Annotated in this window: 17 protein-coding genes; 2 read left to right on the top strand and 15 right to left on the bottom strand. The window is 34.5% G+C overall.

The window, feature by feature from the left end; genetic code table 11:
- Nucleotides 1–12: 12 nt before the first annotated feature.
- The 13 genes from OQ292_RS18390 to OQ292_RS18330 form a co-directional block, all read right to left on the bottom strand.
- Nucleotides 13–984, bottom strand: coding sequence for a tetratricopeptide repeat protein (locus tag OQ292_RS18390; protein WP_284683608.1), 972 nt, complete (start codon nucleotides 982–984; stop codon nucleotides 13–15).
- A gap of 95 nt (nucleotides 985–1,079) precedes the next feature.
- Nucleotides 1,080–1,412: a DUF3291 domain-containing protein gene (locus OQ292_RS18385; RefSeq protein WP_284683607.1), complete on the bottom strand. Its 333-nt coding sequence runs from the start codon at nucleotides 1,410–1,412 to the stop codon at nucleotides 1,080–1,082.
- A gap of 37 nt (nucleotides 1,413–1,449) precedes the next feature.
- Nucleotides 1,450–2,064, bottom strand: a complete 615-nt coding sequence (locus tag OQ292_RS18380) for a hypothetical protein (protein WP_284683606.1) — start codon at nucleotides 2,062–2,064, stop codon at nucleotides 1,450–1,452.
- Between the two features lie 16 nt (nucleotides 2,065–2,080).
- Complete coding sequence (locus OQ292_RS18375) at nucleotides 2,081–2,614, bottom strand: hypothetical protein (protein WP_284683605.1); 534 nt, start codon at nucleotides 2,612–2,614, stop codon at nucleotides 2,081–2,083.
- Nucleotides 2,615–2,692: 78 nt separating this feature from the next.
- Nucleotides 2,693–3,070 (bottom strand): VOC family protein, encoded by a 378-nt coding sequence (locus OQ292_RS18370; RefSeq protein ID WP_284683604.1) that lies wholly within the window; start codon nucleotides 3,068–3,070, stop codon nucleotides 2,693–2,695.
- Nucleotides 3,071–3,077: 7 nt separating this feature from the next.
- Complete coding sequence (locus OQ292_RS18365) at nucleotides 3,078–5,213, bottom strand: copper-translocating P-type ATPase (RefSeq protein ID WP_284686021.1); 2,136 nt, start codon at nucleotides 5,211–5,213, stop codon at nucleotides 3,078–3,080.
- Nucleotides 5,214–5,407: 194 nt separating this feature from the next.
- On the bottom strand, nucleotides 5,408–6,106 hold the full coding sequence (locus OQ292_RS18360; protein WP_284683603.1) for a hypothetical protein: 699 nt from the start codon (nucleotides 6,104–6,106) through the stop codon (nucleotides 5,408–5,410).
- Nucleotides 6,107–6,210: 104 nt separating this feature from the next.
- On the bottom strand, nucleotides 6,211–6,663 hold the full coding sequence (locus OQ292_RS18355) for a cold shock domain-containing protein (RefSeq protein WP_284683602.1): 453 nt from the start codon (nucleotides 6,661–6,663) through the stop codon (nucleotides 6,211–6,213).
- Nucleotides 6,664–7,171: 508 nt separating this feature from the next.
- On the bottom strand, nucleotides 7,172–10,228 hold the full coding sequence (locus OQ292_RS18350) for an efflux RND transporter permease subunit (RefSeq protein ID WP_284683601.1): 3,057 nt from the start codon (nucleotides 10,226–10,228) through the stop codon (nucleotides 7,172–7,174).
- 21 nt (nucleotides 10,229–10,249) lie between these two features.
- Nucleotides 10,250–11,323 carry an efflux RND transporter periplasmic adaptor subunit gene (locus OQ292_RS18345; protein WP_284683600.1) on the bottom strand — a complete coding sequence of 358 codons (1,074 nt, stop codon included), beginning with the start codon at nucleotides 11,321–11,323 and terminating at the stop codon, nucleotides 10,250–10,252.
- Between the two features lie 45 nt (nucleotides 11,324–11,368).
- Nucleotides 11,369–12,802 carry a TolC family protein gene (locus OQ292_RS18340; RefSeq protein ID WP_284683599.1) on the bottom strand — a complete coding sequence of 478 codons (1,434 nt, stop codon included), beginning with the start codon at nucleotides 12,800–12,802 and terminating at the stop codon, nucleotides 11,369–11,371.
- A gap of 37 nt (nucleotides 12,803–12,839) precedes the next feature.
- Nucleotides 12,840–13,463, bottom strand: a complete 624-nt coding sequence (locus OQ292_RS18335) for a TetR/AcrR family transcriptional regulator (RefSeq protein ID WP_284683598.1) — start codon at nucleotides 13,461–13,463, stop codon at nucleotides 12,840–12,842.
- Between the two features lie 281 nt (nucleotides 13,464–13,744).
- Nucleotides 13,745–14,539: a thymidylate synthase gene (locus tag OQ292_RS18330; protein WP_284683597.1), complete on the bottom strand. Its 795-nt coding sequence runs from the start codon at nucleotides 14,537–14,539 to the stop codon at nucleotides 13,745–13,747.
- 266 nt (nucleotides 14,540–14,805) lie between these two features.
- Between OQ292_RS18330 and OQ292_RS18325 the strand changes: the two genes are divergently transcribed.
- A complete protein-coding gene (locus tag OQ292_RS18325) occupies nucleotides 14,806–18,168 on the top strand; it encodes a methylmalonyl-CoA mutase family protein (RefSeq protein ID WP_284683596.1) in 3,363 nt (1,120 codons plus the stop codon).
- 55 nt (nucleotides 18,169–18,223) lie between these two features.
- Here the strand turns inward: OQ292_RS18325 and OQ292_RS18320 are convergent, their stop codons facing one another.
- Nucleotides 18,224–20,650, bottom strand: coding sequence for an alpha-ketoacid dehydrogenase subunit alpha/beta (locus tag OQ292_RS18320; RefSeq protein ID WP_284683595.1), 2,427 nt, complete (start codon nucleotides 20,648–20,650; stop codon nucleotides 18,224–18,226).
- 287 nt (nucleotides 20,651–20,937) lie between these two features.
- A complete protein-coding gene (locus OQ292_RS18315; RefSeq protein ID WP_284683594.1) occupies nucleotides 20,938–23,049 on the bottom strand; it encodes a M43 family zinc metalloprotease in 2,112 nt (703 codons plus the stop codon).
- A gap of 255 nt (nucleotides 23,050–23,304) precedes the next feature.
- Here OQ292_RS18315 and OQ292_RS18310 point away from each other — a divergent pair, with 255 nt between their 5' ends.
- Complete coding sequence (locus tag OQ292_RS18310) at nucleotides 23,305–23,694, top strand: DUF1573 domain-containing protein (protein WP_284683593.1); 390 nt, start codon at nucleotides 23,305–23,307, stop codon at nucleotides 23,692–23,694.
- Nucleotides 23,695–23,709 lie beyond the last annotated feature (15 nt).

Genomic DNA, 23,709 nt, shown 5'->3' with positions numbered 1-23,709 from the left:
ATTGCTTTAAAACTAATCTTTACAGTTGTTTTTATCTAATAATTCGTTTACTTCATTGTTGTAAGTAATACTGTATCCTAGTTCATTTGCTTTAGTTAAGTCAGCACAAGCCTTTTCAATTTCATTTTTTGCGATATATACCAATGCTCTGTTTTTAAATGCATAGGAATTTTGAGGATATATCGATATAGACTTATTTATTAGAATAAGTGCATCATCAGGTTCACCTAATTTCAGTTTTGCAAAACCTAAGTTGTTATGTAAGAGAGGATCGTCACTTGTAATTTTAATAGCTTGTTGGAGTATTTCTACAGCTTTATTGTAATTTTTTTGGCGTATATAAAACATGCCAAAATTATTCAATGCATAACCGTTCTCAGGTTCAATTTCAAGTGCTTTTTGGTAATTTTTTTCTGCTTTTTTATAATCCTTTAGATTTGCATGTATTGCACCTAAATTAATATAAATACCAGCACTATTTGGCCTAATTTTAATAGCTTCATTATAATCAGCAATCGCTCCTTTATAATCTTTTGAATACGATTTTGCTCCTCCTCTTGCCATAAAAACATTAAATTGAATTTCAGCATCATCTTCTGCATATTTTAGAACATTTGTAAAATCACTTATTGCAAGATCAAATTTTTGGTGAAATACATTTAGTAATCCTCTTGAATTATAGGCAGGAGCATAAGTTGAATCTATTTCCAAAGCAAGGTTATATTGCTCTAAAGCATTATTATAAACCTCAGGATCCATTGTTAACTTCCTATTATATTTTGTAAACAGCTCTCCTTTAAGAACATATAGAACTGGTTCATTAGGATATTTAGAAATACCTAAATTATATTTTTCTAATGCAGTTGTAAAATTTCCTTTTTCAACTTCGCTAATTGATTCTAAAATAATATCCTCCAGTGATTGAGAGAAAGCAGTAAGTTGGCTTAAAATAAAAAGGCAAAGAAAAATAATTTGCTTATTCATATAATTATTTAAAGTTAAAATATCATTTAACCTTAAACGTATTTAATTTCTCTAATAACATCTCAAGGTATATTTACTTTTTTTTGGTGATAACATCAAAATCTAAGCACATTCGCATCTTTCAAAAGTTGCTTGGCGGTATTCCAATCAGGAAGGCTGTCCATATCTAAAGTGATGGTTCTAATTTCTTTTGCGATGCTTTTACTTTTGTGCATGGCTTCTAAATGGGCACCGCTTTTGGCAAAGGTCTTTAATTCACTTTCATCATTCCATAGTGTCATGGTATAATGCATTGTCCAAATTCCTCTTTTTTTAAATGCTTTACAGTGTGAAGCCTTCAACTGTTTAAGAATTTGTAAGGCTTCTGCCGATAGCGCAAAAAATTTAAGCGGGCCTTTTAATTCAATAGAAGTGATGGTGACTTTCATCTTAAAAAAATTCATTATAACTCATATATAACTAGGGTTACTCTAGTTCAAACTCAACCATTTCATCTTTATAAAAATCATAATAATATTCCCATTTTCTTGCTAGCATTTCTTTATATAATACTTTGATGCTTTCTAATTGCTCTTTTGAGAAAAATATCTTTTTCGATTGAATTGGTGGTGGTGGAAGAAAAAGAGAATCAATCTTAACAATTGAATTACTTTGTATTATATATTCTCCTACCATTTGAACATCACTTATACAACCTACTTGAAACTCAAAAAATCCAGTAGTATCGTTTAGCGCTTTCATTATCCATTTGTAATGATCTGTATTTGGTCTTTTTAAAAGTGCATCTAATGCAACTGCTCGAATTGAACTTACTGGGTAATCTGTTAGACTGATAAGCTCCTTTTCAGTAGCATTTTGCATAATAGCACTCTTCAAATACCATTCATTAGGGGTTTCACCTCCTCTACTAATATAATTGGTGGCAATTCTTTCAAAACCTTCAAAGAGTTCAACATCTGCCCTAACTTCTGGCCTGATGCCATTCCAATTAAATTCAGTTTGCTCACATGTACATTTTGAGAATGTAACTATCAGAGTTATACATAAAAACAGATTTAGAACTTTTTTGAATTTTGACATTGCAAAGCTTTATAAATCAGTAACCAAACTCATTAAATTCAACTTTGCTTTCGTAGCGCTTAAAGGTGATAATTTTGAGGTTGTAGGCATCGATTCGCCAATCGGTTGCCGCGTCCATTTCGGTAATTAGCTTTTTATCTTCTCCATTCTTTTTAAAACTCCAAAGCTTTTTTACCAAGGTAGTTTCATTGAGTTGGCAAATTACTACTCGATTGTAAAGTTCTCTTTTGGCAATATCAGTGATATTTTTAACCTTACCGCTAATTCTATTATAGGTTATTCGTTGGTCTTCTTCACAATAGCTTTTTTCATAGAGAAAATGGGTAATCTCTACATCGTCTTCAACCTTATCAAAAAAATAGCTGGTCTTATCGTTAGCGATATCGTAAATGGCAATGTTACTGACTTTATTATAGTCTAACTCAAGTTCCTTTTTATTAGAAATAAGTCCTTTGCTTTTCTTACTTCTGTGTAATGAGAGGTAAAATAGGTTAAACTGGCGATCTAATTCTTCAGTAATATTATTGTCTCTAAATTTTGTATAGCTCATAGGTTGATTAATGGTTAAAATATTTCCTAAACTAACAGAAAAAGACGATTAATTTAAGAATCATCTTAAAATGGGTGATTACAATGTTTCTTTTAATTCGACTTTTCTACCATCTAAATCTGCTATAATTGCGACTTTTCCCCAAGGCATTTCTTTGGGTGTTGATATTATTTCCCAATTACTAGCTTCCAATTGCTTAACTAAAGCATCTAGATTTCTTACTGTAAAACCAAGTCGAGTTTGGTCTAATAGATTGTTGGCTTTATTAAAGCTTTCAGCTCGAATAATAGATTTTGGTAGTGGATAAATCTCGAAAACTAATCCGTCTATTTCAGCAGCATAGTGGAAAGGTTCTTTGCCATGTTGATGATATTCAAAAGAAATCCCGAAACACTCATATTGCATTTTGAGCATTTCGGGATTTTCCGTCTTTATTACTAATAAATTGAGTTTCATCAAGATTTTAAACTTTCATTTGTTTTTTAAGTAGCTGGGCATTTACCGCAACTATTACTGTACTTAAACTCATTAGCACTGCACCTACTGCCGGACTCAAAATAATTCCAATTGGAGCTAATACCCCAGCCGCTAATGGTATTGCAATAATATTATAACCAGCAGACCAAAACAGATTTTGCACCATTTTTTTATAAGTGGCTGAGCCAAATAAAATAAGTGCTGCAATATCTTTCGGGTTGCTGTTAACCAAAACAATATCGGCAGTGGCAGCCGCTACATCAGTTCCTGAACCGACTGCGATACCTATGTTAGCTTGAGCCAAAGCCGGTGCATCGTTTACACCATCGCCAGTCATGGCAACTACTTCTTTTTTGCTTTGTAGGTCTTTAATAATTTGCTGCTTATCTTCTGGCAGAACTTCCGCATAATAGCCATCTAATTGCAATTTATCACTCACTGCTTTGGCTGTCTTTTCATTATCACCTGTAGCCATCAGCACTTTAATATTTTGCTCTTTTAATGTTTTAACTGCCTCAAAAGCATCTTCTCTTATTTCATCAGCCAAGGCGATATATCCTTTTAGTTCATCATTCACCAATAAGAAAACCACTGTTTCTACTTCGTCTTGAAAAGCTCCTTCGGGTAAATCGATATTTTGCTCTTTTAAATATCCCGGACTTACAATATTTACCTTTTTATCATTGAGCTTACCTTCTACACCCTTACCAGTAATATTTTCGAAATCTTTAGACTCCTCAAATTTTAATTCTAACTCTTCTACTTTTTTAAGAATACCAGTTGCAATTGGGTGTTCTGAATTGGCTTCTAATGCGGCGGCAATTTTTAAGATTTCTTCTTTAGAGTAATCTTCTGATACAGATTCGAATCGAGTTACTCCAAATTCTCCTTTGGTAAGTGTGCCAGTTTTATCGAATATAATGGTGGATATTTTTCTAGAATTTTCGAAAGCTGTTCTATTTCTTATAAGCAAGCCTTTTTTAGCAGATACTGCTGTAGATATTGCCACAACTAAAGGAATAGCCAAACCCAATGCGTGCGGGCAAGAAATAATCATTACTGTAACCATTCTTTCCAAAGAGTATTCAAACTCTTTTCCGATTGCAGACCATACAATTAGTGTGATTATGCCTGAACCTAGAGCCACATAAAACAACCAAACTGCCGCTTTATTGGCAAAGTTCTGCGTCTTAGAATTGGCTTCTTGTGCCTCGCTCACCATTTTAACAACCTTGTTGAGGTAAGAGTCTTCACCTGTATGGCGTACTGTTACTTTTAAAGAACCTTTGTCGTTTACAGAACCACCAATTAACTCATCGCCTTCTTTTTTAGCAACCGGTTTCGATTCGCCAGTAAGCATAGATTCATTTACATGGCTTTTTCCCTCTTTAACTTCTCCATCAGCCGGAATTTTCTCTCCGGGTTTTACAAGAATTACATCACCTTCTTCTAAATCTTTAATGTTTACATCTTCTGTTTCGCCATTATCTTTAACTAAATGAGCTTCAGAAGGCATCAATTTAGCCAGCTCTTGTAGAGCATTTGATGCCCCCATTACAGACTTCATCTCAATCCAGTGGCCGAGCAACATAATGTCAATTAAACTCACCAACTCCCAAAAGAAAATCTTTCCTTCTAAGCCAAATACCACTGCACTACTATAAAAATAAGCTACTGAAATTGCCAGAGCGATTAAGGTCATCATGCCGGGTGCTTTGTCTTTTATCTCATCTTTTAGCCCTTTTAAAAATGGCCAACCTCCGTAAAAGAAGACAATGGTAGATAAAGCGAATTGCACATAACGATCTCCATTAAACCTAAATTCAAAGTTTAATAGTTCTTGAATCATTGGAGCCATTACCACAATTGGAAGAGTAATTAGCATAGAAATCCAGAAGCGTTTTTTAAAATCTTCGATCATGTGGGCGTGGTGCTCATGATGATCGTGTCCTCCACCTTCATGTCCGGCGTGATTATGTTCACCATGCTGATGGTTTCCATGATCATGATTCATTTCACTATGCTCATCAGCCTTTTTATGATGATGCATGTGAGCATGATGAGTATTTTCTGAGGAAGTTGAATGTTGATGCTTCTCATGTTCGGAATGATGGGGCTCCATTTCTTCTGTGCGGCCTTCATGAACATGATCTTTTATATGATTATGATTTGCCATAAGTTTCAGATCTACATTGTAAAATGAGCATACTAAATCTTAAAAAAATCTTTAGCTGCTTTATTATATTAACATGAAGCAAAACATATGGTTATTAATATATCAATGAAATGGCGATTTTCTGTTTTTTGAGGTATGTATTATCTCACAGCTTCTTTTTGCTCAGTATTTTTATTAAAGCGCTTCAATAAATTTTGCAAAAACACTTTGTTAGCAATTAGATCACTAATCTCGCATTCGTAAGATTTGATATTTGCCAGATTAGGAAAAGCTAGCTTCCCTTTAGACATGGAATACGAAAGTGTAAGTGGGATGTAATTAATTAGGAGAATGAAATTTTGCAATCCATCTGTTTTTGCCAGCTTAAAACCAGCCTTTTTAGCTGTTCTTTCATTTATAATGTAAGATGTGGCCTTTACTTTACTATGTGTTTTATCGCTAGTCTCATACTCCTTAATGAGGTTTACAATTCCTTCCAAATAGCTTTTTAATATAAACTTGGTTCTTTCTGCTGCATTTTGTTTACGGTCTAACACAAAACAATAGTCGAACAAAGTACCTCCATGCAAATTGAGTATCGCTTCTTTTTTCTTCTCAACAATTAGTAAAGGGGAATAATAAATGAGTGTACCATCTTTCTTGCCTGATGGTGCATCTACAAAAGATGCTAAACTCATTAAAATTATTGGACAAAGTATAATGAGTAAATACCAGCCTTTCCACCAACTAAGTAAGAATATGATTGCGAATAATATAATTATTAAACTAACGACTTTCCATATAAACCGCTTTTGCTCTGCTTCTGGTTTAAGGTAAAATTGATGGTTTAGTTGGTTCATGCTGGAAATAAAAAAGGTTCTTTATATTACAAGCCAAAGTTATAATATATTGAACCTTATGAAAAATGATTTTATTCAATTAGAATGGAGCAGACAAAGAAACATTATCTGGTAACCTTAACATTGGTAGCAGTTGGCCCTTTTTCTCTCATTTCGACTTCGTAGGTAACCATGTTATTTTCTTTGATGTTACCATCAACATTATTAATATGCACAAATACACTCTCCTTAGTTACGCTATCTTTTATAAATCCATAGCCTTTAGAGTCGTTAAAAAAGGTTACTACCCCTTTTCTTGGACCATCATCTTCTGGTAAAGCATCTTGCTTTGGAATATTAATTTCTATTTCTTCTTTCTTGATTTCCCTTTTTTTAGTTGGGTCCGGAGGAGTAGAGGTGAGATTTCCGAATTCGTCAACGTAAGCAATCATGTCTTCCAGTTTGCCACTGGTTTCATTATCTTTTTTTGCTAATCTCTTTTTTTCTTTCTCTTTTCTTTTTTTCTCTTTTCTGTTTGTAACTTCTTTTTTGCTAAATGTTTCTTGTGATCTACCCATAGATTAAGTTTTACTTTTTTTTAAGATTACGGACTAGTAATTGATCGTTTTTGGTGATAAAATTCTAAGACTCCAATTTTTGAAGCCTGCAATAGCTTTACAAATAATTCGAAATGTGCACTTTATGATAAAGTGATACAGATGCCTACCTACATTAACAAATTAAACTCAATACAGTTTTTCGCTGTAAGTCTAATCTGAGGGTAAATTTATGGCGGGAATTACCTGTAACTTACTATTATCAATTTAATGAAAAAATGAAATTTCTCCAAAAAATTATATTCTAAATATATAACTGCAAACGTACTGTTTTTTTATTTTAGAACAGTAAAACATTTGAGTTAATATTCTGCTGGTATAAATAATGTATAGCTATTTGCAATACTAATGTAGCTATAATTTTTCTAATTATATCACTACTAGTTGCTAATATTTTTTTATTCTTAATAATCTTTGCTCTAAAAAAGAACAACACAAATGTTGTCCTTTTAATTCATTTTATAAAAATTTATATTACTGCCATCTCTGCTCTCTTTTTATGTGTAAACCATTTATAAAGAACTGGCACAAGTAATAATGTAAGTAAAGTTGAAGAAATCATCCCTCCAATAATTGTCCAACCAAGTGGACTCCACAAATTGCTATTAGTAAGTGTTAGTGGCAATAAACCTAGAATAGTTGTTAAAGTAGTAAGCAATATTGGAGTAAAGCGAGTTTTAGCTGCTTTAATTATAGCATCTTCTATTTGCATCCCCCCCGCAACTAATTGGTTTGAATAGTCTACTAGAATAATTGAAGTATTAATAACAATACCCACAAGGCTTGTAAAACCTACAAATGCAAAAAACGAAAACGACCAACCTGTAAGAAACAAAAACACAATAGAACCAGTAAATGCCAACGGAATGGCCGAAAAAACGATAAATGGCTGTCTAAACGATTTAAATTGCAAGACCAAAACTGCAAAAATCGCAATGAGTGCTCCCACCAGTATTTGCCCCAAACTGCCAAATGATTCTTGTTGGTTTTCGTATTCCCCAGCTACATAATAGCTGTACCCTTCTGGAAAGTTATAATTGTTTAGCTGATCTATCACACTCATGGTAACCTCATTTAAATTATATCCCTCAATTACATCAGCCAAAACATTGGCATTTCTAGTTAAGTTAAAATGAAATATTTGAGATGCCCCAGCCTGAAATGCCAAAGAAGCCAATTGATTCAGAGGAATCATTTGTCCGTTTCTGTTAGGCACATATATTTTATTAAAATCTTCTATGCCCGGTTTTTCATCAAAAGGTAAGCGAACTACAAGATTATATTTATCGCCATTATCAAAACTAACTTCGCTTACAGTTACTCCGGTTAAACCTGCTCTTATAGCCATGTCAATATCTGCTAGAGAAACCCCACTAATGCCAGCTTTATCTTTGTTGATATTTACCTTAATATCTGTTTTACTAATAGATAAAGGATTATCTACATTGATAGTCCCCGGAGTTTCTTCAATCAATTTTTCAACATCAGCAGCAATTCGTTTTAATGTATCCATCTCGTCGCCAAGAATTTTTATGGTAATTGGCGCTTCGTAATCTGGGCCGTTTTTGAGCTCGGAGATCGTCACTTTTGCTCCAGAATAAGTTTCAGCTTTTGCACGCAGATAAGCAATTAATGCATAGAACTTATCATTTTCCCAGTCTTCTAAATTGATTAGTAATTGCGCATGGGATTTTTTAAACTGGATAGGCACTCTATTATAATATACCCTCGGGTTTCCACTGCCCACATTCGATGCATAGCTTACCACATAATCCATTGAATCGATGAGTGATTCTACATATCTCGCAGCTTCATCTGTTCTATCCAGATTGGTTCCGTTGGGTGTGTTGATGTCTACTAAAACCAAAGGTTTATCTGCTGTTGGGAATAAACTAACCCCTACCAATGGGAACAAGGCCAAACTTCCTAAAAAAGTAAATACAGCAACTGCCACAATTAACCAAGGCTTTTTTAATGAAAAAGTTAATAGTCTTGCATAAACCTTTTCTACCAAATTATCTAAAAGCTTATCTACCCATTTCATCTGCATTTTGGAGCCAGCTTTTAAAAATTTACCTGCAACCAATGGAGTGAAAGTTAATGCAAGTACTAATGAAGCTGTTAAACTAAAAACCACAATTAGCGGTAAAGTTTGCAAGAACTCACCTGTTGCATTTTCAATTTGAGTAATAGGGAAAAAAGACAAAACAGTAGTTACTGTAGAACTAATAATTGCCCAACCTACTTCTGTAGTACCTTTTACAGCAGCATCTTTTAAAGTTGCTCCTTCTTTTAGGTAACGCATTATATTTTCAACCACCACAATACCATTATCTACCAATAAACCCAAGGCGATTACCAAACCCGCAATAGATATTTGCTGTAAACTAAATCCATTAAGATCGAGCAAGCCAATCGCAATAATGATAGAAGTTGGGATTACCGTCATGATAATGAGCGAAGGTCTACCACCTAAAAAGATAAATATCACGGCTCCAACTAATAAAACTCCTTGCAGTAGATTTACAAAAAAATCGTTGATTCTCAATTTAACAGCAGGTGCTTGTTCAAAAGCAGTTTCCAGTTTTATGTGTGAGGGTAATGTTTTTTCAAACATATTGGTTTTCTCTCTAATCGCATCTGCCAGAAAAATAATATTGGCTCCATCCTTTTGAGTAACTGTAATAAAAATCGCTCTTTTACCATTAAATCGGCCTATGTAGCGTAAATCTTCATAATCAAAAGAGATTTGGGCGATGTCTTTCAAGAAGATTAATTGCCCATTATAACTGCTAATTACAGAGTTTTCTAACTCAGACAAACTTTTGTAACCACCACTTGTCTGTATAGTAAAAGATTTATTTCCAGATTTAATATCGCCACCCGGAATATTGGCATTATTCCCTTGCAAAGTTCCCATTACTTGTTGCAGCGAAATTTCCAAATTTGCCATTTTTTGCAAATCCATAGAAACTCTTATTTCTTCTTCGGGACAAGCCTCAATATCCACAGAGCGCAAACCTTTGAGGTTTTCAATATGGTCTTCTAAATCTTCTGCAATGGCATTTAACTCAGCATATGGTGCATCATCAGAAACTAAAGCCAATTGCAAAATTTTAACATCTTGTGGGCTTACTTTTTCTACATCTAACTGAACAATGCCATCTGGCAAATCTCTTGCAATAGCATTTACATTCGCCCTAATCTCATCGTGCACGTCGTCTATATCAACACCAAACTCCGCTTCAATTCGCATCACCACCATACCTTCTTCTATGGTAGTTCGTATGTCATCCACTTCTTCTACTTCGTTAATCGCTTCTTCAATTGGGTCTACCACTAATTCTTCCATATCTTTGGGGCTGGTTCCCGGATAGATACACACCACCCTGTAAATAGGAATATTTAAACCGGGATCTTCTGAACGAGGCATGTTCATAAAAGAAACTGTTCCCAACAACACAGACAGAAATACCAGAATCAGTACAAACTGAAAATTATTTATAGCAAGCTTAGGTAATTGCATGGTCTTATTAATTTAATCGAACTATCGAGTTACCAGTGAAGAATTGGATGTGAGTTGTTTTGGAGTGATACTGCTACCATTATTGAGATAAGCATTTCCCTCAGTAATTACAAAGTCTAATTGTTTTGCAGTTTCTTTATTTACAATTAGAAAGTCCTCTCCTATTCCAGTGGTTTCCAATTTAATTTTAGAGACAGTTTGTTGGTCTTTATCTGGCACAAAAACATATACTGCTTTTTTATCGGCTTCGAAAATGGCACTCACCGGAACTTTGTAATAAGGCGCTTGCTTTGATGGAAAAATAGAGGTCTTACCCACAAAGCCTTGTTTAAGTTCATATTTTGAAGGCTGGATAGATAATTCTACTTCAAATGTACCCACGGGCGAGGCAGTAGCAGCAATCTCTGTTACTTTGGCTTTGAAGTTCTCACGATCGTAAGCATCGAATTTTACAATAGCACTATCTCCTAATTGCAGTTTCACCACATCTTTATCTGCCAAGCCGACTCTTATAATCTGAGATTTTTCTGATGATGCCAGTAAAAACACTGGTGTTCCCGGACTTAATACCTCATTCTGCTCTGCCAATCTTTGCAAAACCCGACCGTTGGTCGAAGCATATATTTTTGAATACTGCTGATTAAAGCTGGCAATCTCCATATTAGCCTGTGCAACTTCTAAAGCTGTTTTGCTATTTTGTAAATCTTCTAGTGTAACAACTGTGTCTTTATACAAAATCTCAGCGCGTTGCAAATCCCTTTTGGCTTTTTCTAACGATGCTTTTGCTTGCAAAACTTGAGAATCGATTTCTTCGGGAGACAAACTTGCCAATAGTTGACCCTTCTGCACTTTTTGTCCTTCATCCACATAAATATTTTCTAATATTCCGCCTGTTTTAAAAGAAAGTCTTACTTCTTCTTTAGCAGCTAAAATCCCGCTACTTTCAATAGGAATTGGCTCATTACTTTCTTCTATTTTTTCAATTTTCACAGGAATAGCCTTAGTTTCTTTAACAATAGTTTCTGTTTTTTTCTCAACTGAACACGCAGCAAATAAGAAAAGCATTAAGGGTAAATACTTTGTGTAATTAGTCATGATTTTATAGGTAATATCTTTATAAAAGGGTTTGGGAATCAAGTTTTATAGGCCAGCAATTCGTTCGAGAATTGCTTGTTTTTCGAGAAGAGAATAGCTCGCAATGAGTTTAGAGAAACGAGCATTTGTAAACTTGGTACGAGCATCAACCAAATTGATATAAGGTGTTTGCCCTTCCTGATATTTTCTCTGATTAATTCTGAAACTGCTTTGGGCACTTTCAAGAGCAGCTGTAGCAGCAGATAAACTTTTCTTTGCGGCTATATAGTCATGCCAAGACTCTCTTACTTGCAACCTAATCTGCTCTTCAAGCTCTTGTTGCTGTGTATCAAGCTCTTTTAAGGTAATTTGATGTTGCTGAATTTTAGACTTGTTTTGTAAGCCCTGAAACAAATTCCACTTTAAGCTAATTTGCGTTAACCAGTAATCTTGAGAGCTATCAAACTGATAACCATAGCCTTGAAAACCGACATCTGCCACTAAAGACACCGTAGGTAAACTGCTAGATTTTGACATGTTCAATAATTGATTTTCAACACTTACACTGCTTCGAATTTGGTTTAACTCATCTCTGGATGTAAGTGCTTGATCTTCTAAACTTTCAGAATCAAAAGCTTGATCAGTAAAAGCTTGAAAAACAATGGTGTCCGTTTCAATTTCGGTTTGGTGGTCTCTATTCAGTAAAAAGTTAAACCAAGCTTTACTAACTTCCATATCCTTTCTTGCAAAGGCTTCCTCTTCATCTAATTTGCTAATCTCATATTGAGCATCAAAAATGATTTCAGATGTGGCTTTGTCATTAACGACCAACTTTTTATTTACCCTTAAAACTTCGTTGAGTAATTGCCTAGTTTCTGAATAAATATTTAATACTTCGTTGGCTTGTATATACTTATAATAAGCCACCTTAATTTCTTTTGTCAGCTCTTTTTGGTAGGCATCCTTTTTTGCTTGCTGTATACTCACCATGTCTTTAGCAGCCTTGTAATTATAAAAGATATCAGAATTGAAAATAGGCTGAATTAACCTGAGTTTAGTGTCGTGAAATTTATTTGGTAGAAACTGTTCTTCTACATTATCCACCATCGAAAAGTTTTTGCTCTCATTCATTTCGTTTAGTGTGCTGTAAACTGGATTCAGTAAATCACCGATTGGTAACTCAATCATCCTACCTCCTTTGGCGAGTGTATAATCGGCATTAAAACTCACATTCGGATAAAACATGCCTCTTGCTTCTTTTAAAGATTCAATCTGCCTTTCGAGAGTTAGACCTTGTCTTTGCATAGCTAGGTTAGATTTTAAGCCTTCTTCAATATAGTTATCTAGAATTTTAGATTGAGCAAAAAGTAGATTTACCGGTAAGCTAATTGCAAAAAGCAGCAATATTATCAACCTTAATTTACTTTCCGACTGATAGTCGGATATCTTCAAAAAATATATGGGATAATCCCATATAGTACTTTGTATCTTGCTTAGCATATACAATCTCAGTTTAATAAATATTCGTTCTCATTATTTATGTTGAAGCAATGCCATTTCTTAAGAATAGAAAATAATGCTCAAACAATTCTTTTTCATCTATACCTTTATACTCTTTCAAAACATCACCTTTTACTTTATATAATTGCATAACACCAGTTGTCATACTCCAAAGCAATTTGGCTACAATCTCAGGTTTTAAATCTTTTCGAACAGAGCCGTCAGTTTGACCATCTTTAATGGCATTTATTAAAATATTATCACATCTCTGGCCATTCAAACTACTCTCTATTGGATCTTTTTCTGTAAAACCTAACTCAAATAGAGATATAAATTGGTAGTAATTTGGGTAGTCTTTAGCAAACTGAATATAGGTTCTGCCTATACCATTAAGCTTTTCAAGACCTGTTTCGTAATCATCATAAATTGAAGAAAACATTTCTCCCAACTTATTAAATGCTCTTTTATTAATTTCTAAGAGTATTTCTTCTTTGCTTTTGTAATAACCGTAGATTGTAGCTTTACCCAGTTCAGCTTCTTTAGCAATATCATCCATCGTTGTGTTTTGCATGCCCTTTTTAGATATTACTTTTTCTGCTGCATCAACAATCTCATTGTTCCTTCTTATTCGTTCTCTTTCCCTTCTTTCTTTTATTCCCATATACCATCTGTTACAATCCGACTAACGGTCGGATAAAATAATAAGTTCTATAATTGACTAAAATAGTTTATTTATTATTTAAAACATTAAAAATATGGCCTCTTATATCTTCAGAAGGAAGAAAATAGTATTAAATAGAAAAATATAATGATTTATTTAGCTACAGAACAAACATAGTAATCCGACTCATAGTCGGAAACAACTTTCCCTATGAACTGGAAAAAACGATAGATGAAATGGAAAAATCAGAGATGAAAGGAATTCTCGCTCTAATTAATAAACTAAACTGCTACTTCTCCTTTGATATGTGGATGCGGATCGTAATTTTTTAAAGTGAAATCTTCGTATTTAAATGAGAACAAATCTTTTACTTCAGGATTAATCTCCATTACTGGCAATGGTCTTGGCGTCCTGCTCAATTGCAATTTAGCTTGCTCTAAGTGATTAGAATACAAATGTGCATCACCAAAGGTATGAATAAAATCACCAGGTTCAAGATCGCAAACCTGTGCAATCATCATGGTTAGTAAAGCGTAAGAAGCAATGTTAAAAGGAACTCCTAAAAATACGTCGGCACTGCGTTGGTATAATTGGCAAGAGATTTTGCCATTAGCAACATAAAACTGAAAAAGTGTATGGCAAGGAGGTAATGCCATATTATCTACATCCGAAGGATTCCACGCACTCACCAACAGTCTTCTGGAATCTGGATTATTTTTTATTTGTTGAACAAGCTTACTTATTTGGTCAATTTTTTCGCCTGATGGGGTTTCCCACGAACGCCATTGTTTACCATATACAGGTCCTAGATCGCCATTTTCATCTGCCCACTCATCCCAAATTCTTACTTTATTCTCTTTAAGATATTTAATATTGGTATCGCCATTTAAAAACCAAAGTAGCTCATGGATGATTGACCTTAAATGAAGCTTTTTGGTGGTAACTACTGGAAACCCTTCTGAAAGATCGAAACGCATTTGATATCCGAATATACTTAATGTGCCAGTTCCTGTTCTATCTTCTTTCTTAGTTCCTGTTTCTAAAATGGTTTTAAGTAACTCCTTATATTGTTTCATCTTTCTATTTAAATTCTTCCTGTGAGAAATGCTTATTCAAGCTGCAAATATACGGTTGTTACCACAGACAAAAAAGAATAAACTGTGTAAAAGCTCTTCTTTACAAAGGCAGATATAAATGGATCTATTTCTTATCTTATTTACGTTTTCTAAACAAGAACTTAAAGCAAAGGTTTATATATTACAATTTATAAATTTCTAAATTTGACTTTAATAACAATACACATTTTTGAAAAATTATATTATTTCAATATTTTATTGAACATATGAAAATGATTCAACCATACCAATCTCAACATAAAATACGCATTGTAACAGCCGGCTCTTTGTTTGATGGACACGATGCTTCCATAAATATTATGCGAAGAATAATGCAATCGTCTGGCGCCGAGATTATTCATCTTGGTCATAATCGATCTGTGCAAGAAATAGTTGATTGTGCCATACAAGAAGACGTACAGGGAATTGCCATTACATCATATCAGGGCGGCCATATTGAATTTTTTAAATACATATATGACCTACTACAAGAGAAACAAGCTTCGCATATAAAGATTTTTGGCGGTGGTGGTGGCACTATTTTACCCTCAGAAATAGAAGAATTACATCAGTATGGTATTGATAAAATATTTTCACCTGACGATGGAAGAGAGTTTGGTCTGCAAGGAATGATTAATGAAATACTAAAAGCATGCGATTTTCCGACAGGAAAAGATTTAAATGGAGAATGGAAGAAAATTAGCAAACAAGATAAAAAATCTATCGCGAGAGTAATCTCAGCTACCGAAAATTATCCCGATGAGATTAAGAAATATATAGATGAGTTAAAGTTTAAATCTAAACAAAAAACAGTTCCAGTATTAGGTGTTACTGGAACAGGTGGTGCAGGAAAATCGAGTTTGGTAGATGAATTAGTTAGAAGGTTTTTATCGGACTTTAATGATAAAAAAATTGCAATTATTTCTGTAGATCCATCTAAAAGAAAAACAGGTGGAGCGCTCTTAGGTGACCGTATCAGAATGAATTCTGTTTTTGATGAACGGGTATACATGCGCTCTTTGGCTACCAGACAATCAAATTTGGCACTATCAAACCAGGTAAAAGAAAGCCTTGATATACTGAAAGCAGCAAATTACGATTTAATCATTCTCGAAACCTCAGGTATAGGTCAATCTGATACTGAAATTACAGATCATGCTAATATATCTTTATATGTGATGACACCAGAGTTTGGTGCAGCAACTCAACTTGAAAAAATTGATATGCTGGATTTTGCTGACTTGATCGCCCTAAACAAGTTTGACAAAAGAGGTGCTCTAGATGCGCTACAAGCTGTAAAAAAACAATATCAGCGTAACCATTTGCTTTGGGAAAGCTCCCTCGATGATTTGCCAATTTATGGAACCATTGCCGCCCAGTTTCAGGATAAAGGCATGAATCAACTTTACAAAAAAATAATAGACTTGCTCAACGATAAATTCACATTGAATTGGAATAGCAAGCTATTAGAAAATGAAGTTGATCAGCAAAAACTATTTATTATTCCACCAGAAAGAACCAGATATCTGTCTGAGATTTCTGAAACGATAAGAACATACAATAAACACGCTGAAGAACAGGCAAAAGTAGCAGACAACTTATTTGGGTTAAAAAAAGCGTTGGATTTAGCTAACAATGATTCACTGAACAAATCACTTAAAGAACTTTATGAGCTAGAGCTTTTAAAACTTGATAAAAACAATCAGCAGCTTTTAGATAATTGGGAAGAAAGGAAATCTGCCTACGAAAAAGAATTGTATACCTATCGAGTAAGAAATAAAAATATTGATGTAGAGACTTTTACCAAAAGCCTTTCTAATACAAAAATTCCTAAGATTGCTACACCTCGATTTAAAAACTTAGGAGACATTTTGAGATGGCAATTACAGGAGAATTTTCCGGGTGAATTCCCATTTACGGCCGGAGTTTTCCCATTCAAAAGAAAAGGAGAAGACCCTACTAGAATGTTTGCTGGTGAAGGTGGTCCAGAGCGAACAAATAAACGATTCCATTATTTATCATTAGAACAGGATGCCGTTAGATTGTCTACAGCTTTTGATTCAGTGACATTATATGGAGAAGACCCGGGATTGAGACCAGATATTTATGGTAAAATTGGCAATTCCGGCGTAAGTGTTTGCTGTTTGGATGATGCGAAAAAGTTGTATTCAGGTTTCAATTTGGCTGATCCGAACACATCCGTTTCAATGACAATTAATGGTCCGGCGGCTACGATATGTGCCTATTTTATGAATGCTGCTATTGACCAGCAATGTGAGATTTACATTAAAGAAAACGGATTAGAAGAAAATACTATAGCTAAAATAGCAGAAATTTATAAGCAAAAAGGAACACCACAACCTATTTATAATGGTGAATTACCAACTGGTAATAATGGGTTAGGTTTAATGCTTTTGGGAGTTACTGGTGAGCAAGTTCTACCGAAAGAGATATATGAAAATATAAAAGCTAATACACTTTCTGTAGTAAGAGGAACGGTGCAAGCAGATATATTAAAAGAAGATCAGGCACAAAATACCTGCATTTATTCTACTGAGTTTTCGCTTAAACTCATGGGCGACGTTCAGCAATATTTTATAAATCAAAAGGTAAAAAACTTCTATTCTGTTTCCATCTCTGGGTACCACATTGCAGAAGCCGGTGCCAACCCGATTACCCAATTGGCATTTACACTAAGCAATGGATTTACCTTTGCCGAATACTATTTGAGCAGAGGCATGCATATTGATGATTTTGCTCCGAATTTTTCTTATTTCTTCTCAAACGGAATTGATCCTGAATATGCAGTAATTGGCAGAGTTGCCAGACGAATTTGGGCTAAAGCCATGAAATTGAAGTATGGTGGTAATGAAAGATCGCAAAAGCTTAAATATCATATTCAAACTTCTGGTAGATCTTTACACGCTCAAGAAATTTCATTTAATGATATAAGAACTACCTTGCAGGCACTTTATGCAATTTATGATAATTGTAACTCATTGCATACCAATGCTTATGATGAAGCGATTACAACGCCAACAGAAGAATCTGTAAGGCGAGCAGTTGCAATACAACTCATTATTAATAAAGAGTTAGGGCTGACTAAAAATGAAAATCCACTCCAAGGCTCTTTTATTATTGAAGAACTGACCGATTTGGTAGAAGAAGTTGTCTTAGTCGAATTTGATAGAATTACTGAAAGAGGTGGTGTTTTAGGTGCTATGGAAACCATGTATCAAAGAAATAAAATACAAGAAGAGTCTATGTTTTATGAAACCATGAAGCATAATGGTTCACTGCCGATAGTTGGGGTAAATACTTTTCTTTCTTCTTCTGGCTCTCCTACTGTAATTCCAGAAAATGTGATTAGAGCAACAGAACAAGAAAAGAAAGCTCAGATTTTAAATAAAGAATCTTTACAAAATAGAAATAAAACTGAAAGCGAAATAGCTTTAGAGAAGTTGAAAAATTGTGCATTGAAACAGGAAAACATTTTTGAAGAACTTATGGAATGCACTAAAATTTGTTCTTTAGGGCAAATTACACATGCCTTGTTTGATGTAGGTGGTCAATACCGAAGAAATATGTAAAACAAAAAATCCCGACTAGTACTCGTCGGGATTTTTAATAATTGATCATTTTTTCTTATTTCAAATATGCAGGGAATCTTTGTGGGTCAGATTCATGCAAAATTTCATATATCTTATCTACTATTGTTTCAATGTTGGGTTTAGAGAAATAATCTCCATCGCTACCATAAGCAGGTCTGTGAGCCTCAGCAGATAAACAAACTGGTTTAGAATCTAACCATTGGTAGGCATCTTGCTCCTCAATCACTTTTTGCATCATATAAGCTGTAGCACCTCCCGGAACATCTTCATCTGTAAAAAGCACTCTATTTGTCTTTTTAATAGAATCAAGAATTTTGTGATGTCTGTCGAATGGAAGTAGAGTTTGCACATCAATTACTTCAACATCAAGTCCTAATTCATCTAGCTGTGCTGCTGCGTCCATTACAATTCTACACATAGAACCATAAGTTACAACAGTTATGTCTTTTCCTTCTCTAATCACTTCTGGCACACCTAAAGGCACAGTAAATTCACCAATATTACCTGGTAGTCTTTCTTTTAACCTGTAGCCATTAAGAGATTCTATCATAATTGCTGGATCATCAGATTGCAACAAAGTATTGTAGAATCCAGCAGCTTTGGTCATATTTCTTGGAACTAGTAAGTAAATACCTCGGCAGCTACCCAACAGGGTACTCATTGGTGAACCTGAATGCCAAATACCTTCTAATCTATGACCACGAGTTCTAATAATTACTGGTGCAGTTTGTCCACCTTTGGTCCTGTATTGTAGACAAGCCAAATCATCAGTCATGGTTTGCAAAGCATAATAGATGTAGTCCAGATATTGAATCTCTATAATTGGCCTTAAACCTCTAAGTGCAGCCCCAATACCTTGGCCGAGAATCGTAGTTTCTCTAATTCCAGTATCGGTTACTCTTAACTCACCATACTTATTCTGCAAACCAGCAAAACCCTGATTTACATCTCCGATTTTACCTAGATCTTCTCCTATTGCGAAAACTCTTGGATCTCTTGCTAAAATGCTATCAAAACAAGCTTGAACCACTTCTCTACCATCTACTACTTCATTGCTGTTTTCATCGTAATGTGGAGGAATTTCTTCGACATTTAAAGCCGAGAAAGGTGATTCACTATATAAATGAGAATTGAAACGCTGCTTATTTTCTTCGTTTTCTGTTTCAACCCACTCTATTAATTCTTTTCTATGTATTGGATCTTCGAATCTTAATGCGCGCAAAGTTTTTTTCACGGCTTTCATCGCATCCGAACGCATCGGATTCAAAGTTTTTTCCAACTCTTTTTTTATCTCTTTAATCTTATTGTTGGTTCTCAATTGTTTCGAGACACCACTAATAATTTTTAAAGCAGATTTTTGACTTACTTTATTATCATCTACAAATGCTTTCCAAGCTTTTGTTCTTGAATCTTTTACTATTTTTAAGGCTCTGGCTTCTACTTCATCCACTTCCGAATCTAATGCAATTCCTTCATTCAGTATCCACTCTCGCATTTTCTTAAGGCAATCGTGCTCTCTCTCCCACTCTAATCTCTCTTTAGATTTATATCTTTCATGCGAACCAGAAGTAGAATGCCCTTGTGGTTGAGTAACTTCTACTACGTGAATAATAACTGGAACATGTTCTTTTCTGCAAAGCTCTGCAGCCTCTTTGTAGACTTTAACTAGTGATGGATAATCCCAGCCATTTACTACGAAAATCTCAAAACCATCACTCTGTTTATCTTTTCTTTGTAACCCTGAAAGAATCTCTGAAATACTACCCTTGGTAACTTGGTATTCGTTAGGAACAGAAATGCCATAGCCATCATCCCAAACAGATGTTAGCATAGGAATTTTAAGAACTCCAGCGGCATTAATAGACTCAAAGAAAATACCTTCTGCGCAAGATGCATTACCAATAGTACCAAATGCTATTTCATTACCATTATTAGAAAACTGTGTTAGTTCGTGTAATTCTGGATTATCTCTATAAAGTTTCGAAGCGTATCCTAAACCAACTAATCTTGGCATTTGTGCAGCAGTTGGAGAAATATCAGATGATGTATTTTTCATCTGGGTTAAATTATTCCAGCTTCCATCATTGTTAACTATTCTGGTAGCATAGTGAGAGTTCATCCCTCTTCCTGCTGTGTGCGGATCTGCATTTACATCCGTGTGGGCATATAATTGTGCAAAAAATTGCTGTTCATTTGATTCACCTATCGCAAACATAAATGTTTGATCGCGATAATAACCTGAGCGAAAATCACCTGGCTGAAAAAACTTTGCCATTGCTAACTGGGCTACTTCCTTACCATCACCAAAAATCCCAAACTTCGCTTTGCCCATAAACACTTCCTTTCTACCAAAAAGACTCGCCTGTCTGCTTCTGCAAGCTACCTCGTAGTCTTTAAGTATTTCCTCCTTCGTCATTCCCTCATGTTCCTTTATATCTTTTTCTAGCACTTTATTTTCCATCTATATATCATTAAGCTTTCAACAAAAGGAATCGGCTTATTCTAGTAATTGATCAAATTAGTAGTGTCCATATATAAGACACATGATTTTGTTAAAATGTACGGACACTTCAAAATCTTGTGCAAAGTTAACTAAAATCGAGTTGTTTAAGAAATTTCAATGGATATTGACATCAGAGAAGTCATTTTTATGAATTCCTTAAATTTCAAGTGCTTTTAATGCTATTTTTAAAATAACCACTACTGTGTGATCGGTTACACTCGAAAAATTCTTGATAATTACATTTACTATTGTATCAGAATTTTAATTGCACCTCGACCTTTGGTAGTATTTACTTGCACTATATATAAACCTGGAGGGTATTTATCTGCTTCAAACTCATAATAAAGTACTTTACTTTCAGTTTCTATCACTATGTTTTCGTAGGCTTTGCCAGTAATATCAGTTAACAACACCTGCACTTCTTGGTCTACATCCATTACTGCATTTAAGTAAAGTACTTCACTTACAGGGTTTGGATAAACAAATAAAGAACTTTTTAATGGAGCATCTTCCAACTCCGAAATAGCATCGTATCTACCAATATTAGAAAAAGCAGAATAACCACCTTCGTTATAAGCTCTTATCTTATAATAATACAAAGATAAAGGTGGTGGATAAAAAGTTATATCTAACCATTGACTTGTATTTGCAGCTACAGTTGCTACTTCTTCATAACCCGACAAAGAATCTAAAGAGCGATAGATTTCAAATCCATCTTCATTATCAGAAGTTTCGTTCCAGATTAATCTTAACCTACGAGAATCATCATCAAACAATACACTTAAGCCCGTAGAAGCCGATGGTGGATAAGGCAAAGTAGTAACTAGAACAGTTCCAGAAAAATCAGAATCTCCGGCTGAGTTTGTACCTCTTATTTTTATCGCATACAAAGTTTCTGAACTTAGTCCCGTAACCCAGATGCTATCTTGATTACCTGAAACATCATCAAGCCATAACACAAAACTATCTGAGCTTCCTTCTGATACATATATTTCAATTGATGTCGCCAGATCAGATACATTTTCCCAACTTATTAAAATTGAATCTTGACTGTATTCTACAACACTTAAATTTATTGGCGCATCTGGAGGTAAAATATTTGGAGTTGCCTGCGGATTTGAATAGTCGCTCTCTCCGCTTTGGTTAATCGCCTTTATTCTGTAATAAAAAACACCATCACCTGGACTTGCTTCATAACTGGTATAATTTGCAGGGATTGAAGCAATCGCTGTATATCCACTATAAGGATCAGTTGAAACTTCAATTATAAAACCAGATTCATTTAAGCTATTATCCGTCCATTCTATAGTATACCCTTCTAATGCATTACCAGTAATTACAAGGTTTGATGGAGCAAAATGTGGTGTAATTACCTGCGAACTTAATAGTTCGTTACGATTAGGTGAGTTTTCCATTACAGCTTGCATTCTCTCTGACTGTTGCATAGTAAAAAGGTTCATACAAGCATCTGCCGTATAATCCATAAAATTCTGGAACATATCAGGCAGGTCATTTTCATCATCAGTACATGTATTTGGCTTATCAGGGTCAGGAAATTCACATGGACTAAAAACATCATCTCTATCAGAACTTGTTGTGGGAGTATCGTCACAATAATCATCATCGCTACATCCACCTACTACACCCCAAGGATGCAACAATGCAAAAAAGTGCCCTACTTCGTGAGTACAAGTTCTACCTCGATCATACCTATCATCAGATAGATTATCGAAAGAACCATAATTGGTATAGTTAGAGCCAAATACTAGATTGTTAATTACAACCCCATCTTGATTATCATTACCTGCTTCTATAGGCACCCCATCGTTACCAGAAGATTTAGGCCAAGAAGAATAACCTAGTAATGAGCTTCCTAAATCTGCAACCCATATGTTCATGTATTTGGTTGGGTTCCAAGACGTGAGTGGCTTAATATCATTATCTAATTGTGTATCGTTCCATGAGTCACGTCCACCATTATACCTGTCGATGCCGGGCTCATCTAAGACATTGCCCTCTGGATCAATTACAGCTAATCTAAATTCAATTTTTGTATCTGCTGCAACATCATTAAAAACATCTGGTGTATTTTCTCTATCGGAGTTCTGCCTCCTAAAATCTTGGTTAAGTACTTCGATTTGAGATAATACCTGCTCTGCAGGAATATTACTCCCATCGCCTATATCCTCACCATTATGAATCACATGAACAACTACAGGTATTACATAAACAGAAGAAGCTTCTTCTGTTCCTTTTTTAAGGTGTTTTTGGCTAATGTTTTTTTTCAACCAAGTTTCGAAACCTGTAAAAGCTTCTTTTCTCTGTTCAGGAGGTGTATCAGGAAATAATTTTTCCATTGTAACACACCTATCTATATTTTGCGCTTGTACGTTGAATACTAGCAGTAAGCTGGCTGATAACAGCACTAATAAATTTCTTAACATAAACCTCGTTATCAAAAAAATACCAAAGCGGTAGAACTAATTCGCGAATTAATTTATAATTATGCAAGCAAACAAAAACAAATTCGTAATAAATTGACAATTAAACTTAAAAAAAGGTTTACGTGTTACTAGTTTTGTTATATAATATAAACAGATATTTATAGTATTATGAAGCATTTATTTTCTTTTCTATTCTTATTCATTGCAGCAACTACTATTTCTTTAGCACAAGGAGTTTTTTCTTTTGAAGAATTAGAACACAATTTTGGAGACATTAAAGAAGGAGAACTTGCCGAGCATGTTTTCGCTTTTGAAAATACTGGTGATGCACCTATTGTAATTGAAAATGTAAGAGCATCTTGCGGATGTACTACTCCGCAGTGGCCTAAAGAACCAATTATGCCAGGTGAGTCTGCTGAAATTAAAGCGGTATTTAACAGCAAAGGTAGACCAGGTAATGTATACAAAACCATTACTATTACTTCTAATGCATCAGAAACTACTAAAACTCTTAAACTAAGAGGGCAAGTTATAAAATCTGATAGTACTCCTGAATAAGGAATTTTACCAAAA

The sequence above is a fragment of the Chondrinema litorale genome, from assembly GCF_026250525.1.
GTDB lineage: Bacteria > Bacteroidota > Bacteroidia > Cytophagales > Flammeovirgaceae > Chondrinema > Chondrinema litorale.
Note: the sequence above shows the minus strand (reverse complement) of the source record. Positions and strands in the feature narration are given on the sequence as shown.